The following is a 14,487-nucleotide window of genomic DNA, read 5'->3' on the forward strand; positions in this document are numbered from 1 at the left end:
AAGCGGTCGTCATCACCTGAGAATGCTTTCTCCTCTCCAAAGAACATTACCGCCGTCCTCATGTCCCTTCATCCTGGAAATGCCGCTGAGCAGCCATGCGCCCTTGCGCCGGCCCCGTTTATGACGGGCTCGGCGGTTTGGGGGCCGGTAGCTCAGTTGGTTAGAGCACACGCTTGATAAGCGTGGGGTCAGAAGTTCAAATCTTCTTCGGCCCACCATGTTTTGCAAGCAGGTCGCGCGCGGTCGTCTTTGGACGGCCTGGCAGCACTGGTTGTATTGGGGCCTTAGCTCAGTTGGGAGAGCGGTAGCTTTGCAAGCTTCAGGTCAACGGTTCGATCCCGTTAGGCTCCACCAACTTTCTCTTTTCGTCTTCCAGGATGAGGCAACCAGTTTGCCGTACTTGTCTGAACCCTCAAGGGTCGGGCGAGCTGCGGCGATACCGGATGCCGGCTTCGTGCCGGATCCGTCTTTGACATTGTGAATGGGTTTAGAAAATCGAATGCCGCAGGGCTTCGTCACGGGATCTTTCCCCGTGATGTGAGACTGCGGTGCTTGATGGACCGTATGACCATGCGTGCAGCACTTCAGTGCTGTCGTTGGTGGTGCGGGTTTCAAGCGTGAGGTAAGGGCATATGGTGGATGCCTTGGCATGCACAGGCGATGAAGGACGTGGCACGCTGCGATAAGCTGTGGTGAGGTGTGAGCAACCTTTGACCCACAGATTTCCGAATGGGGAAACCCAATTTCTTCATCAAATTCGAGTTGATCTCGGTCGTCGCAAGATGGCTCGGGATCAGTTGGAGTTTGGTGTGGAGATTATCTCATACTGAATACATAGGTATGAAGAAGCGAACCCGGGGAACTGAAACATCTCAGTACCTGGAGGAAAGGACATCAACCGAGACTCCGTTAGTAGTGGCGAGCGAACGCGGACCAGGCCAGTGGCCTTCAACTAGTCAGCAGAATCGGATGGAAAGCCGGGCCGTAGCGGGTGACAGCCCCGTATGCGTCAGCGAATTGAAGGTCCTTGAGTAAGGCGGGACACGTGAAATCCTGTCTGAATATGGGGGGCCCACCCTCCAAGCCTAAGTACTCGTGCATGACCGATAGCGAACTAGTACCGTGAGGGAAAGGTGAAAAGCACCCCGATTAGGGGAGTGAAACAGTACCTGAAACCGTATGCCTACAAGCAGTTGGAGCCCCCTTGAGGGGTGACAGCGTACCTCTTGTATAATGGGTCAACGACTTAATATGTCATGCAAGCTTAAGCCGTTAGGTGAAGGCGCAGCGAAAGCGAGTCTGAATAGGGCGACCATAGTATGACGTATTAGACCCGAAACCCGGCGATCTAGGCATGACCAGGATGAAGGTGCGGTAACACGCACTGGAGGTCCGAACCGGTTACCGTTGAAAAGGTATCGGATGAGTTGTGTTTAGGGGTGAAAGGCCAATCAAGCCGGGAAATAGCTGGTTCTCCGCGAAAACTATTGAGGTAGTGCCTCAGATGATTACCGCACGGGGTAGAGCACTGGATGGGCTAGGGGGTCGCGAGATCTACCAAACCTAACCAAACTCCGAATACGTGCGAGTACAGTCTGGGAGACAGACGGCGGGTGCTAAGGTCCGTCGTCGAGAGGGAAACAGCCCTGACCAACAGCTAAGGTCCCCAAATCGTGTCTAAGTGGGAAAGCATGTGGAAGTCCCAAAACAACCAGGAGGTTGGCTTAGAAGCAGCCATCCTTTAAAGAAAGCGTAACAGCTCACTGGTCTAGGTAAGGATTTCTGCGGCGAAGATGTAACGGGGCTCAAGACACGTACCGAAGCTTTGGGTGTGCATTTATGCACGCGGTAGCGGAGCGTTCCGTAAGCCTGTGAAGCAGCCTGGTAATGGGTTGTGGAGGTATCGGAAGTGCGAATGTTGACATGAGTAGCGATAAACAGGGTGAGATGCCCTGTCGCCGAAAGCCCAAGGGTTCCTACGCAAGGCTAATCCGCGTAGGGTGAGCCGGTCCCTAACACGAGCCCGAAGGGGGTAGTGGATGGAAACACGGTTAATATTCCGTGGCCTGGTGGTGTGTGACGGATCTCGTGTGTTGTCGGGACTTATTGGATTGTCCCGGCTTCGAAGAGGTTCCAGGAAATAGCCCCACCGTATAGACCGTACCCGAAACCGACACAGGTGGGCTGGTAGAGTATACCAAGGCGCTTGAGAGAAGGGTGTTGAAGGAACTCGGCAAATTGCCTCCGTACCTTCGGAAGAAGGAGGCCCCATGTTAAGGCAACTTTTCATGGGGGGCACAGGCCAGGGGGTAGCGACTGTTTAGCAAAAACACAGGGCTCTGCTAAGTCGGCTTCAAGACGACGTATAGGGCCTGACGCCTGCCCGGTGCCTGAAGGTTAAGTGGAGATGTGCAAGCATCGAAATGAAGCCCAGGTAAACGGCGGCCGTAACTATAACGGTCCTAAGGTAGCGAAATTCCTTGTCGGGTAAGTTCCGACCTGCACGAATGGCGTAACGACTTCCCCACTGTCTCCAACACCTGCTCAGCGAAATTGAATTCCCCGTGAAGATGCGGGGTACCCGCGGTTAGACGGAAAGACCCCGTGCACCTTTACTGCAGCTTCAGAGTGGTATGAGGAATGAACTGTGTAGCATAGGTGGGAGGCTTTGAAGCTTGGGCGCCAGCCTGAGTGGAGCCATTAGTGAAATACCACCCTGTTCGTTTCTTATATCTAACCTGCTACCATGAAACTGGTAGAGGGACCCTCTGTGGCGGGTAGTTTGACTGGGGCGGTCGCCTCCTAAAGAGTAACGGAGGCGCGCGAAGGTTGGCTCAGGACGGTTGGAAACCGTCTGTTAGAGTGCAATGGCATAAGCCAGCCTGACTGTGAGACCGACAGGTCGAGCAGAGACGAAAGTCGGTCATAGTGATCCGGTGGTCCCTCGTGGACGGGCCATCGCTCAACGGATAAAAGGTACGCCGGGGATAACAGGCTGATAACCCCCAAGAGCTCATATCGACGGGGTTGTTTGGCACCTCGATGTCGGCTCATCACATCCTGGGGCTGGAGCAGGTCCCAAGGGTTTGGCTGTTCGCCAATTAAAGTGGTACGTGAGCTGGGTTCAGAACGTCGTGAGACAGTTTGGTCCCTATCTGCCGTGGGCGTCGAGATTTGAGAGGAGTTGTCCCTAGTACGAGAGGACCGGGATGAACGTACCTCTGGTGGACCTGTCATCATGCCAATGGTGCAGCAGGGTAGCTATGTACGGACGGGATAACCGCTGAAAGCATCTAAGCGGGAAGCCTCCCTCGAGATTAGATCTCATCGAGTCGTGGAAGACCACCACGTTGATAGGCCAGGTGTGTAAGTGGAGTAATCCATTCAGCTGACTGGTCCTAATTACTCTGTTCACGCTTAAGATCCCACCATCATCGACAGCACTGTCTCTCGTTAAGAGGTACAGCGTCGTAAGCGCTGGTCCGACAAGACCAGTCATTCGGTTTTCTAATCCTGTCTGTCCGCCGGCTTCATAGCTTGGTGGTCATAGCGTCTGTGCCCCACCCGATCCCATCTCGAACTCGGCCGTGAAACCAGACAGCGCCGATGGTACTATCGCTCAAGCGATGGAAGAGTAGGACGCCGCCAGGCTTTGTAGCCGGCAGACAGGCTGAACCCATTCACAATGATCATACCGTTCTCGGCGTGCTCGCACGCCCGTCGCGGGGTGGAGCAGCCCGGTAGCTCGTCAGGCTCATAACCTGAAGGTCACAGGTTCAAATCCTGTCCCCGCAACCAAATCGATCCTCAACGCCCCGGCGACCTCGGTCCCCGGGGCGTTATGCTGTCTGGGGCCTGAGCACAGCAACAGGAGCAAGGTGAACTCACCTCGTAGCGCCACCGACAGGATCTCATCCCCCGGCGTCAACACCACGGACTCGACCAGCGATCGCAGCAGCTCGAACGCCTCGGACCCAAGCGCCTTGTCCGTAAGCGTCAGCTGATCCCCGCCTTGTCCTGATCGCGCCGTTGCGAGAGTCGTCGCTGCTGTAGTTGGCGGAGGCGAGCGTGGCGGAAGATGAGACGTCGTACGAGACCCTTAAGACGTCTCTAAGCGAGGAGCTGGTGCTGGCGCCGCGCCCGGAGCGGCGACGCAACTGGCATCCGCAGCAGAAGATGGCGATCGTCCAGGAGAGTTGCGCGCCTGGTGCAGTCCCGACGCAGGTGGCGCGTCGGTACGGGATATCGACGGGCCTGCTGTACACATGGCGCAAGCAGTTGCTGACCGCAGCAACCGACGGGTTTATCCGGTGTGAGGTCGTCGCCGAGCCAGCAGCGGTGGCGTTGCCCGCTCCGAATGTGAGATCGCTGCCATCGGCGTTGCCGGTTCCCGACCACGTGGCATCGAGTACGATCGAGGTCGAGCTGCCCGGCGGCACCAAGCTGCGCCTCGCCGGCGACGTTGACGCCGGTGCGCTGGCACGGGTGCTCGAGGTGCTTCGCCGGTGATCGCGCTGCCGGCGGGTACGCGTGTCTATCTGGCCTGCGGGCGCACGGATATGCGGCGCGGCTTCGATGGGCTGGCAGCGCAGGTGCAGACCGTTCTCAGCCGCGATCCACACGACGGTGCTCTGTTCGTCTTCCGGGGTAAGCGCGGTGATCTGGTCAAGGCGATATGGTGGGACGGCCAGGGCATGTGCCTGTTTGCCAAGCGGCTCGAGCGTGGCCGCTTCCTCTGGCCGGCAGCGAAGGACGGCTCGGTGCGGCTGTCTGCGGCAGAGCTGTCGATGCTGCTCGAGGGTATCGACTGGCGCAACGTCGAGCGGAGCTGGCGACCCGACGTGGCTGCCTGAGGCCAGCGCGGCATAATGACTCGCAGGTAATCGTCGAGGCTGATCGTCATCGCAGCGGTGCTGATCACGGTGTAATATCGTGCCGTGACGAGCGCCGTATCCGACCCCGACGAGGTCGCCCGGTTGAAGGCCGAGCTGGCGGTCGCGCGGGCCGAGCTGACCGGTGCCAGGCTGCTTATCGAACAGCTCAAGGCCCAGCTCGCCGTGCTTCGCCGGATGAGCTTCGGCCGATCGTCGGAGAAGCTCACCGCCGAGATCACCCAGCTCGAGCTGCTGCTCGAAGACCTTGAGGAAGGCGAAGCCGAGCGGATCGCGCCAGTCCCGATATCGCCCTCGGACGAACGTGAGCGCCGGCATCCGGTGCGCCGCCCGCTGCCGCCGCACCTGCCGCGCGAGGAGATCCTGCATCATCCCGGCGACGCCTGCCCGTGCTGCGGCGGCACCAGCCTGTCGAAGCTCGGCGAGGACATCACCGAGGTCCTCGAGCGCATTCCAGCGCAGCTGAAGGTCATCCGTCATATCCGGCCGCGCCTGAGCTGTCGGTCGTGCGAGACCATCATCCAGGCACCGGCACCCGACCTGCCGATCGAGAAGGGGCGTCCGGGTCCAGCGCTGATCGCCAACGTCGTTGTCGGTAAATACATCGACGGCCTGCCGCTCTACCGTCAGGCCGGGATCATCGCGCGAGGCGGCGTCGATATCGACCGGGCAACGCTGTGCGACTGGGTCGGCCGCGCCGCCTGGTGGCTGGCCCCGGTCGCCGAAGCGATCGGCCACCACGTCATGGCGGCACCGGCGATCTTTACCGACGATACGCCGATCGGCGTGCTGGCACCCGGGAATCGCCGAACGAAGACCGGACGCATCTGGACCTATGTCGTCGACGAGCGACCCTGGGCAGGCGAACGGCCGCCGGCGGCGCTCTACCGGTACAGCCAGGATCGCAAGGGCGAGCGACCGGCGGAGCACCTGAGCAACTTTGCCGGCTATATCCACGCCGACGGCTATGCCGGCTACGAGGCGCTAACCCGCTCGAAGGCGCCGCCGGGACAACAAGGACAGCGCATCGTCCATGCTGCGTGCTGGGCGCATGCCCGGCGCAAGCTCTACGACGTCCATCAGAAGACGCAGTCGCCGATCGCTGCTGAGGGGCTGCGCCGGATCGGCGTGCTTTACGACATCGAACGCGAGACCAACGGCCTGCCACCCGAACGACGCAGAGCCGTCCGTGCCGAACGCTCCGCGCCGTTGCTCGCCGACCTGCGCGTCTGGATGGAGACCGAGCGTCGGCGCCTGTCAGGCAAGAACGAGCTGGCCAAGGCACTGCAATATGCTATCGGCCGCTGGGACGCACTCGCCCGGTTCACTGCCGACGGCCGCCTCGCTATCGACAACAATGCCGCCGAGCGCGCGCTTCGCGGTATCGCTGTCACCCGCAAGAACTTCCTGTTCCTCGGCTCCGACAAGGGCGGCGAACGCGCCGCCATCATTTACACCACCCTTGAGACCGCCCGCCTGAACGGCATCGACCCGGAAGCCTGGCTCGCCGACGTTCTCGACCAGCTCGCACGCGGCCGCAGCCAGCTTAACCTCGAAGCGCTCATGCCCTGGAACTGGCGAAAGCCAGCAACGCTCGCCATCGCCGCGTAGGTCGGCTGACGCTTACCCTTGTCCGTGAACGCCGCTGTCAGGTCCGCAACCTTTGCTCGGGAGGTGAGCGAGCGGTAAGGCGACAGCGGGCGCAGCCTACTGAAGCGATGTTGACCTTCTTGCTGACGAGATAGGACGGTTGGCGGCCGAGCACGTTCATCTTGTAGAAGAACAGCGTGGCATGACTCCCCTCAGGATCGCAGCTGTCATGTTGGCAAGCTGCGAGATGATCTCGGCGAGCTCATGATCGCGGTATGGTCGGGGCACCTCGCTCTCCGACCGAAGCCGCGCCGCCTCGGCCTCGAGCTCCTCCAAGAACACCGCCAGCACCTCGTCACGCATCAGATCGGTGGAAAGTAGGCGGCGAGGACGCGGCGGTCGAGGACATCCTGTCGGACCGTCAGCCGGTTGCCGCAGTAGGCGTCGCCCTTCTTCGATGAGCCCCGGCAACCGAGCGGTCCGCATAGATAGCGACGATGACTGGGCTCGACGACAGTCGTGCTGTCAACGTCTAGTTGGGCGCGCAACCCCTAATAAGCCTTGTTAGATTTCATATCATTAGCACCTCCGCCACTTGAGCACCCGAATAAACCTACCCATCTTCAGCCGAGCCTGGCTCGCTCCGACCACTAACGGTCGTATGCCGACCTGATCGCCCTGCAAGATGCGTTTTGAGCACTCTACGCCGGCAGGAACCTGCGGTGACCGGTTAACGATCTGTTTTCGCCAGAATGTACCCTTGTCGCTAAAGCTGGCTGGCGGATGGCGGCAGCCTGAACAGACCGCGTCATCTTCGAACGTCGTCGATACCATTCCCGCCAGTTGTACAGGGTCGAACTGCTGTTGTGGTCTTCGACTGTTGCGATCGCTCGGCATACCGCGGGCCAGAGTCACACGGGCAACGGCGTCGCCTTTCCGGACGGCTTCGTTCCTCTTTGATGCAAACTGTGCGGCGCCTACGCGTCTTCCTTAAGCCGTTCAGCAGTCGATTGCCGCCTCGGAGGCAATCATCTTTTCAAGCCTGAGCCGGCTGGAAAGCCATTCGTAATGTTCAGCCGTCGGTTCGGTTTCGATACTAAGACCGAAAAAGCGATCGCCCAAGTTCGTACGGCCAGTCGTCTCAAGGCGCTAAGTTGGTCAATCACCGTGATACCGTAGGGCATCGAGCATAATAGCGAACGCCGGCGAGTGGTGGCGGCGGCTGGGGTAATAAAGGTGGTAGCCCGAAAAGGGCTCGCACCAGTCGTCGAGTACGCGGATCAGCCGGCCTGCCGCGATGTGATCAAGGGCCTGGTCCTCCGGTATATAGGCCAGCCCGAGCCCTTGAAGTGCGGATAACAGCCTTTGGCCCGCGTTGTTAAAAACCAGTTGGCCATCGACACGCACATTGACCTCGCGACCCGCCTTCTCGAACTCCCACACATACAGGCCGCCGTAGGTCGGTAGTCGCAGGTTGATACAATTGTGCGCGGTAAGATCGGCCGGCGTCTTGGGCAGGGCGTAGCGCTCGAAGTAGGTGGGTGAGCCGACGACGGCCATTCTCATGTTCGGCCCGATGCGTACCGCGATCATGTCCTTCGCGACCTGCTCGCCCAGCCGGACACCGGCGTCAAAGCCTTCCGCGACGATGTCGGCGAGGCCGTAGTCGACGACGACCTCGACCTTGATGTCTGGGTAGCTCGGCAGGAAGCGGGCGATGCCATCCTGGAGCACGGTCGATGCCGGATGCTCGCCGGATGTTATCCGGATCGTCCCAGCCGGCCGTTCGCGCAACTCGCTGAGCGCTGCCAACTCACGCTCGATCTCCTCGAAGCGTGGGGCGATCTTCTGCAATAGTCGCTCGCCGATCTCGGTTGGCGCTACGCTCCGCGTTGTCCGGGTGAGCAGGCGTATTCCCAGGCGCTCTTCGAGGATCTTCACCGTCTGGCTCAGCGCGGATTGCGAGATGCCAAGCTTGGCCGCAGCCTTGGTGAAGCTGCGCTCGCGCGCGACGACCGCGAAAGCCGCTAGCGTGTTAAAGTTCTCGTTCGACATTAATTAGCCCAGCTTATCGCAACATGCGGATTACACCCCGTAATTGTTTGTCGCCCGCGAGGCTATGTTCTGGTTGCGGCGGGATGCGCTGGCGGTGGTGAGCGACGCAGGGCAGATCATGGAAGAACGTACCTTTGGCACAGCGGGACTGAAGGCCTCCGCGCTCGGGTTTGGCGGCATGAGTTTTGCGTCCGTCGGGTTTGCTGTTCACGGCGAGAGATTGCCCGGCGCAGCGAGCCCAATGACGCGGCTATAACGATGCCGTCCGGGGATCTCTCTCGGCGCACGTTGCTGACAGCATCTAGCGTGCTGTCGTTCGCCGCGAGCACGAGCGCCTGCGCAGAACCGACCAACAAGCAGTTCCTGGGCGCTCGGACGCTGGTAGCCTATTTCACGCGATCGGGAAACACTCGGGTGATCGCCGGCACAGTTCAACGCGCGCTTGGTGCCGAGTTGTTCGAAATATGCCCGGCACGGCCCTATCCTGAGGACTATGAGGCTACCGTCGAGCAGGCACGGCAGGAGCGCGATCGCAGCGTCGAGCCACCGCTCGCCGCGCTGGTCGAGGACATCGCCGCCTACGACACGATCTTCCTTGGCTTCCCGATCTGGGGCGAAACCGCTCCGCCGATTATCCGCACCTTCCTGCGGAGGCATGACCTTCGCGACAAGCTCGTCCGCCCTTTCATCACGTACGGCGGCTACGGCGTCGGCAGCAGCCTTTCGGTGCTCGCCAGCCACGCGCCGGGTGCGCGGATCGAGCCTCCGTTCGTGATGGAAGCCGATCAGGAGCGCCGCACGCTCAACGAGGTCAACGGCTGGCTGGGCCGACAGGACCGCTCTGCAAGGACAAAGTCATGAACCATGCGAAAACCGCAGCGATCGCTCTGGCGCTGACGACACCGGTGGAGGCGCAGGAACGCGTCTCGATTGCGCCCAAAAACATGCAGGCCATCGCTTCGGGTCTCGCCGACTACACCGACAATGTGCTGTTCGGCGATGTTTGGCTGCGGCCGGAACTGGCACCCCGGGATCGTAGCATGGTTACGCTGTCGGTGCTGATCGCGACCGGCAAAACGGCGCAGTTGCCCGGTCATCTCGGGCGCGGCCTGACAAACGGGATCAAGCCGGCGGAGATTGCGGGGATCGTGACCCACCTGGCCTTTTACACCGGCTGGCCGAACGCGGTGTCCTCGCTGAACGAGATCGAGAAGGTCTTTGCGGACCGCAAGATCGATCTTGTCACGCTGGCTCCGCTGGCTGGCCCGCCGGCAGTCTTGCCCGCCGATGCCGAGCGCGCCGCGATGGTCCAGAAGAATATTGCCCCGGTCGCGCCAAAGTTCGCGGCGCTGACGAACGAGGTCATCTTCGGCGACCTGTGGCGACGGACCGACCTCAGCCCTCGCGACCGCAGCCTAGTGACGATCGCGGCCTTGGCGGCAGGCGGCGATGCAGCCCAGCTTGAATTCCACATCCGCTACGGTCTCGAGAACGGGCTCACCAAGACCGAGATCGGCGAAGTATTCACCCACCTCGCTTTCTATGCCGGCTGGCCGAAGGCGAGTGCGGCGGTTGCAGTGGCAGGTCGAGTGTTTGCCAGCGAAGCTGCCCCTGCAAAGCCTGCAGCGGCGGTGCAGCGCATCCAGCCGGGACAGGCGCCGACTGCGCTGCCGGCGAGCTACTTCACCGGCTCGGCGCGCATGACCTCGCTGTTCAAGGGCACGGGCGAGGCACGCCTCGGCCGCGCGACAGTGTCGTTCCAGCCCGGAGCCCATACCAACTGGCATACGCATCCGCTTGGGCAGTTGCTGATCGTGACCGAGGGACGCGGCTGGGTCCAGGCCGAGGGCGAAGCCGTCCGTGAGATGACGCCGGGCGACGTCATCTGGATCGCACCCGGCGTCAGGCACTGGCACGGCGCCACCCGGAGCAGCCCGGTAACGCACGTGGCCGTCGCGGAGGCCGCCGACGGCGTCAGCGTCGACTGGCTCGAAGCCGTGTCCGACTCACATTATCAGGGACCCGCATGATGCTGCGCGCCCTTCACCAGAGTTTACGCACCAGCCGAAAGTATCGCTGATCATGGCCGGTGAACTCGAGATGTCACACCGAGGCGTTTTGGCGAGCGGAGCAGTCACGGCAGCATTCGTCGCTGCACCGAGCGGCGCTGCGCCGCCTGTACCGCAAAGTCCGGCGCCGACGATGAATGTGGCGCTCGAAGTGAATGGCAAGCGGCGCGAGCTGGACGTCGATACGCGGACGACGCTGCTCGACATGCTGCGCGAGCATCTGCAGCTGACGGGCACGAAGAAGGGCTGCGACCATGGTCAATGCGGAGCGTGCACTGTGATGGTGAACGGCACACGCATCAACTCGTGCCTCAGCCTCGCGGTCCAGCACCAGGGCGACAAGGTGACGACGATCGAGGGGCTGGGCCAGCCGGGTAACCTGCACCCGATGCAGGCGGCGTTCCTGAAGCACGATGGCTACCAGTGCGGCTATTGCACGCCTGGTCAGATCTGCTCGGCCGTCGCAGTTCTGGCCGAGATCAGGGCGGGTATCCCGAGCCACGCTCAGACCGACCTCATGGCGCGCCCGAAGGCGACCAACGAGGAGATGCGCGAGCGCATGAGCGGCAACATCTGCCGCTGCGGCGCCTATTCCAATATCGCCGACGCCATGGCCGAAGTCGCGGGGAGCCAGGCATGAAGCCCTTCACCTATGAACGCGCCCGCACCCCCGCCGACGCCGCAGCTGCCGTCGCGCGCACGCCGGGCGCCAAGTTCCTGGCGGGTGGCACCAACCTGCTCGACCTGATGAAGCTGGAGATCGAGACGCCGACGCATCTCATCGACGTGCAGGATCTCAGGCTCGATCAAATCGAGAAGACCAGCGACGGCGGGCTGCGCATCGGTGCGCTGGTCACCAACACCGCGCTTGCCGCCGACGAGCGCGTGCGGCGCGACTATGGCGTGCTGACCCGCGCCATCGTCGCCGGTGCTTCGGGCCAGCTCAGGAACAAGGCGACGACGGCGGGCAATCTGCTCCAGCGGACGCGCTGCGCCTATTTCTATGACACCAATATGCCATGCAACAAGCGCCGCCCGGGCTCCGGCTGCTCGGCGATCGGCGGCGTGTCACGGCAGCTCGGCGTGATCGGCGTGAGCGATGCGTGCATCGCCACCCATCCCGGCGACATGGCCGTTGCCATGCGGGTGCTGGATGCGACCGTGGAGACGGTGAACCCGCAAGGTCAGGCTCGCGCTATGCCGATCGCCGATTTCCACCGGCTTTGGGGCACCACGCCGCACATCGAGACCAGCCTTCAGCCCGGCGAGCTCATCACCGCCGTGACGCTGCCCAGGCCGCTCGGCGGCACGCATATCTATCGCAAGGTACGCGACCGTGCCTCTTATGCATTCGCCCTCGTCTCCGTTGCTGCGGTGATCCAGAAAGACGGGAGCGGCCGCGTCGCGTTCGGCGGCGTCGCGCCGAAGCCGTGGCGGGTCGAAGCTGCGGAAGCCGTCATGCCGCAAGGTGCAGCGGCGGTGACCGCTCTCGCTTTCGCCGGCGCCACGCCGACAGAGGACAACAGGTTCAAGCTGGTGCTGGCCGAACGCGCGCTGGACTCGACCATGATGGAGGCGCGGGCATGAAGTTCGACCAGCCAGCCGGGCAGAACCCGATCGACCAGCTCAAGGTGATCGGCAAGCCGCATACCCGTGTCGAGGGGCCGCTCAAGGTCACCGGCACCGCCGTCTACTCGTACGAGCACAAGGATATCGCGCCCGACGTCGCCTACGGCTACATCCTCGGCTCCGGCATTGCCAAGGGGCGCATCGCATCGATCGACGTCGCCGATGCACGGGTAGCACCCGGCGTGCTGGCGGTGATCACGGCGGACAATGCCGGCCCGATCAAGAAGGCTGGCTTCTACACCGCGCTGCCGCTCGCCGGGCCGGACGTCGAGCACTACCACCAGGCCGTCGCGCTCGTCGTTGCCGAGACGTTCGAGCAGGCACGTGCGGCATCCGCGCTGATCAAGGTCGACTATGTACGCGGCAAGGGATCCTTCGACCTCGCCGCCGCGAAATCGAGCGGCAAGCCGCACAAGCGCCAGCCCGACGCCAACACCGGCGACTTCGCCAAGGCCTTTGCCTCAGCCCCGGTGCAGGTGGACCAGACCTACACGACACCCGACCAGAGCCACATGATGATGGAGCCGCACGCGACGATCGCGCGCTGGGACGGCGACCAGGTGACGATCTGGTCCGCCCAGCAGATCGTCGGCTGGGCCCGGCGCGATCTCGCCGCCAAGATCGGTGTTCCCGAGGACAAGATCCGGATCGTCGCGACGTACATCGGCGGCGGATTCGGCGGAAAGGGCAGCGTCTGCTCCGACGCGGTGCTTGCCGCCCTCGGTGCGCGCGCGACCGGTCGCGCCGTCAAGGTGACGCTGCCGCGACCGCTGATGCCGAACAACACCAGTCATCGGTCTGCGACGATCCAGCGACTGCGGCTCGGCGCTGGCCGTGACGGCAAGCTGGTTGCAGTGGGGCACGAGAGCTGGTCGGGCAATCTGCCCGGCGGCGGGCCGGAGATCGCGGCTGCCCAGACCCAGCTGCTCTATGCCGGCGCCAACCGCCTCAACCAGACGCGGCTCGCGGTGCTCGACCTGCCCGAGGGCAATGCCATGCGGGCACCGGGCGAGGCGTCGGGCATGATGGCGCTCGAGATCGCCATGGACGAACTGGCTGAAAAGCTGGGCATCGACCCGGTCGAGCTGCGCATCATCAACGACACGCAGACCGTGCCCGACGATCCCGGCCGTGGTGGCGGCACCGACCCGCAGGCGACGAGCGGCAACCAGGGGCCGTCGAAGCCACACGGCCGGCCGTTCTCGACGCGCGAACTGATCCAATGCCTGCGCACCGGTTCCGAGCGTTTCCGCTGGCACGAGCGTAGCGCGAAACCGGCCGCCCGGCGCGAAGGTCGCTGGCTCATCGGCATGGGCATGGCGTCGGCCATCCGCGGCGCGCCGATCATCCCAGCCGGTGCGCGCGTGACGCTCGACGCCAAGGGCATCGTCACGGTCGAGAGCAACATGACCGACATGGGCACCGGCAGTTACACCATCATCGGCCAGACGGCGGCCGAGATGATGGGCGTAACGCTTGATCGGGTCATCGTGAAGCTGGCGGATAGCCGCTTCCCGGAAGCGTTCGGCGGCGGCGGCCAGGCTGGTGCGGCCACCGCGACCGCAGGAGTTTACGCGGCGTGCGTGAAGCTGCGCGAGGCGGCGGCAACGGCGCTGGGGTTCAACTCCGTCGATGCCGAATTCGTCGGTGGCGAGGTGCGCTCGGGTAATCGCCGGGTTCCACTTGCCCAGGCGGCAAAGGCTGCGCCGCTGATCGCCGAAGACAAGATGGAATACGGCGACCTCTCGCAGCGCTTCGAGCAGCAAACCTTCGGCGCACACTTTTGCGAGGTCGGCGTCGATGCCTATACCGGCGAGATCCGCGTCCGGCGGATGCTGGCAGTCTGCGCGGCGGGACGGATCCTCAACCCGCTGACAGCCCGCAGCCAGGTCATCGGCGGCATGGTGATGGGCACCGGCGCAGCGTTGATGGAGGAGCTGGCCGTCGACAAGCGCTTCGGCTTCTTCGTCAACCACGACCTCGCGGCCTATGAGGTACCGGTTCACGCCGACATCGCGCACCAGGAGGTGATCTTCATCGATGAGGTCGATCCGACGATGTCACCGCTCAAGGCCAAGGGCGTCGGCGAGCTAGGCATCTCCGGCGTCGCGCCAGCCATCGCCAATGCCGTCTACAATGCCACCGGCGTACGTGTGCGCGACTATCCGATCACGCTCGACAAGCACCTCGCCCGCTTGCCGAAGGTCGCTTGAGCATGACGAAGGTGGACGCCGTCACGGCGCGGGGGTCGA

11 protein-coding genes, 3 tRNA genes and 2 rRNA genes are annotated in these 14,487 nt (G+C 62.7%); 14 read left to right on the forward strand and 2 right to left on the reverse strand.

Features of this window, described 5'->3' with window-relative positions:
- Positions 1 to 141: 141 nt before the first annotated feature.
- From ACOFKW_RS06625 to tnpC, 8 genes are all read left to right on the forward strand, one after another.
- Positions 142 to 218: transfer RNA gene (locus tag ACOFKW_RS06625), tRNA-Ile, on the forward strand.
- A gap of 60 nt (positions 219 to 278) precedes the next feature.
- Positions 279 to 354, forward strand: a tRNA-Ala gene (locus tag ACOFKW_RS06630).
- Between the two features lie 259 nt (positions 355 to 613).
- Positions 614 to 3,421 (forward strand): 23S ribosomal RNA (locus tag ACOFKW_RS06635).
- A gap of 115 nt (positions 3,422 to 3,536) precedes the next feature.
- A 5S ribosomal RNA gene (gene rrf / locus ACOFKW_RS06640) occupies positions 3,537 to 3,651 on the forward strand.
- 70 nt (positions 3,652 to 3,721) lie between these two features.
- Positions 3,722 to 3,798, forward strand: a tRNA-Met gene (locus ACOFKW_RS06645).
- Between the two features lie 270 nt (positions 3,799 to 4,068).
- Entirely contained in the window at positions 4,069 to 4,509 is a 441-nt protein-coding gene (gene tnpA / locus ACOFKW_RS06650) for an IS66-like element accessory protein TnpA (RefSeq protein WP_419816548.1), read from the forward strand.
- On the forward strand, positions 4,506 to 4,853 hold the full coding sequence (tnpB, locus tag ACOFKW_RS06655) for an IS66 family insertion sequence element accessory protein TnpB (protein WP_419816549.1): 348 nt from the start codon (positions 4,506 to 4,508) through the stop codon (positions 4,851 to 4,853). Before tnpA ends, tnpB begins: the two co-directional genes overlap by 4 nt.
- An 84-nt stretch (positions 4,854 to 4,937) precedes the next feature.
- Positions 4,938 to 6,503, forward strand: a complete 1,566-nt coding sequence (gene tnpC / locus ACOFKW_RS06660; RefSeq protein WP_419816550.1) for an IS66 family transposase — start codon at positions 4,938 to 4,940, stop codon at positions 6,501 to 6,503.
- A 156-nt stretch (positions 6,504 to 6,659) separates the two neighbouring features.
- On the opposite strand, the gene ACOFKW_RS06665 is transcribed toward tnpC, so the two are convergent.
- A complete protein-coding gene (locus tag ACOFKW_RS06665) occupies positions 6,660 to 6,845 on the reverse strand; it encodes a hypothetical protein (RefSeq protein WP_419816551.1) in 186 nt (61 codons plus the stop codon).
- A gap of 795 nt (positions 6,846 to 7,640) precedes the next feature.
- Positions 7,641 to 8,537: a LysR family transcriptional regulator gene (locus ACOFKW_RS06670; RefSeq protein WP_419816552.1), complete on the reverse strand. Its 897-nt coding sequence runs from the start codon at positions 8,535 to 8,537 to the stop codon at positions 7,641 to 7,643.
- 43 nt (positions 8,538 to 8,580) lie between these two features.
- Here ACOFKW_RS06670 and ACOFKW_RS06675 point away from each other — a divergent pair, with 43 nt between their 5' ends.
- The 6 genes from ACOFKW_RS06675 to ACOFKW_RS06700 are packed head-to-tail and all read left to right on the forward strand — an operon-like array spanning position 8,581 to position 14,448.
- A complete protein-coding gene (locus tag ACOFKW_RS06675; protein WP_419816553.1) occupies positions 8,581 to 8,793 on the forward strand; it encodes a hypothetical protein in 213 nt (70 codons plus the stop codon).
- A 50-nt stretch (positions 8,794 to 8,843) separates the two neighbouring features.
- Positions 8,844 to 9,398, forward strand: a complete 555-nt coding sequence (locus tag ACOFKW_RS06680) for a flavodoxin (RefSeq protein ID WP_419816554.1) — start codon at positions 8,844 to 8,846, stop codon at positions 9,396 to 9,398.
- Complete coding sequence (locus ACOFKW_RS06685) at positions 9,395 to 10,567, forward strand: carboxymuconolactone decarboxylase family protein (RefSeq protein WP_419816555.1); 1,173 nt, start codon at positions 9,395 to 9,397, stop codon at positions 10,565 to 10,567. Before ACOFKW_RS06680 ends, ACOFKW_RS06685 begins: the two co-directional genes overlap by 4 nt.
- Positions 10,568 to 10,619: 52 nt before the next feature.
- Positions 10,620 to 11,246, forward strand: a complete 627-nt coding sequence (paoA, locus tag ACOFKW_RS06690; protein WP_419816556.1) for an aldehyde dehydrogenase iron-sulfur subunit PaoA — start codon at positions 10,620 to 10,622, stop codon at positions 11,244 to 11,246.
- Positions 11,243 to 12,193 carry an FAD binding domain-containing protein gene (locus ACOFKW_RS06695; RefSeq protein WP_419816557.1) on the forward strand — a complete coding sequence of 317 codons (951 nt, stop codon included), beginning with the start codon at positions 11,243 to 11,245 and terminating at the stop codon, positions 12,191 to 12,193. Before paoA ends, ACOFKW_RS06695 begins: the two co-directional genes overlap by 4 nt.
- A complete protein-coding gene (locus ACOFKW_RS06700) occupies positions 12,190 to 14,448 on the forward strand; it encodes a molybdopterin cofactor-binding domain-containing protein (RefSeq protein WP_419816558.1) in 2,259 nt (752 codons plus the stop codon). Before ACOFKW_RS06695 ends, ACOFKW_RS06700 begins: the two co-directional genes overlap by 4 nt.
- Positions 14,449 to 14,487: the final 39 nt, after the last annotated feature.

The organism is Glacieibacterium sp. (assembly GCF_965200405.1).
In the GTDB taxonomy this organism is placed as follows: Bacteria; Pseudomonadota; Alphaproteobacteria; order Sphingomonadales; family Sphingomonadaceae; genus Glacieibacterium.

Coding starts and splice junctions, on each gene's coding strand:
- paoA (WP_419816556.1), top strand. CDS start 10,620: ATGGCCGGTGAACTCGAGATGTCACACCGAGGCGTTTTGGCGAGCGGA.
- ACOFKW_RS06670 (WP_419816552.1), bottom strand. CDS start 8,537: ATGTCGAACGAGAACTTTAACACGCTAGCGGCTTTCGCGGTCGTCGCG.
- ACOFKW_RS06665 (WP_419816551.1), bottom strand. CDS start 6,845: ATGCGTGACGAGGTGCTGGCGGTGTTCTTGGAGGAGCTCGAGGCCGAG.
- ACOFKW_RS06700 (WP_419816558.1), top strand. CDS start 12,190: ATGAAGTTCGACCAGCCAGCCGGGCAGAACCCGATCGACCAGCTCAAG.
- ACOFKW_RS06685 (WP_419816555.1), top strand. CDS start 9,395: ATGAACCATGCGAAAACCGCAGCGATCGCTCTGGCGCTGACGACACCG.
- ACOFKW_RS06695 (WP_419816557.1), top strand. CDS start 11,243: ATGAAGCCCTTCACCTATGAACGCGCCCGCACCCCCGCCGACGCCGCA.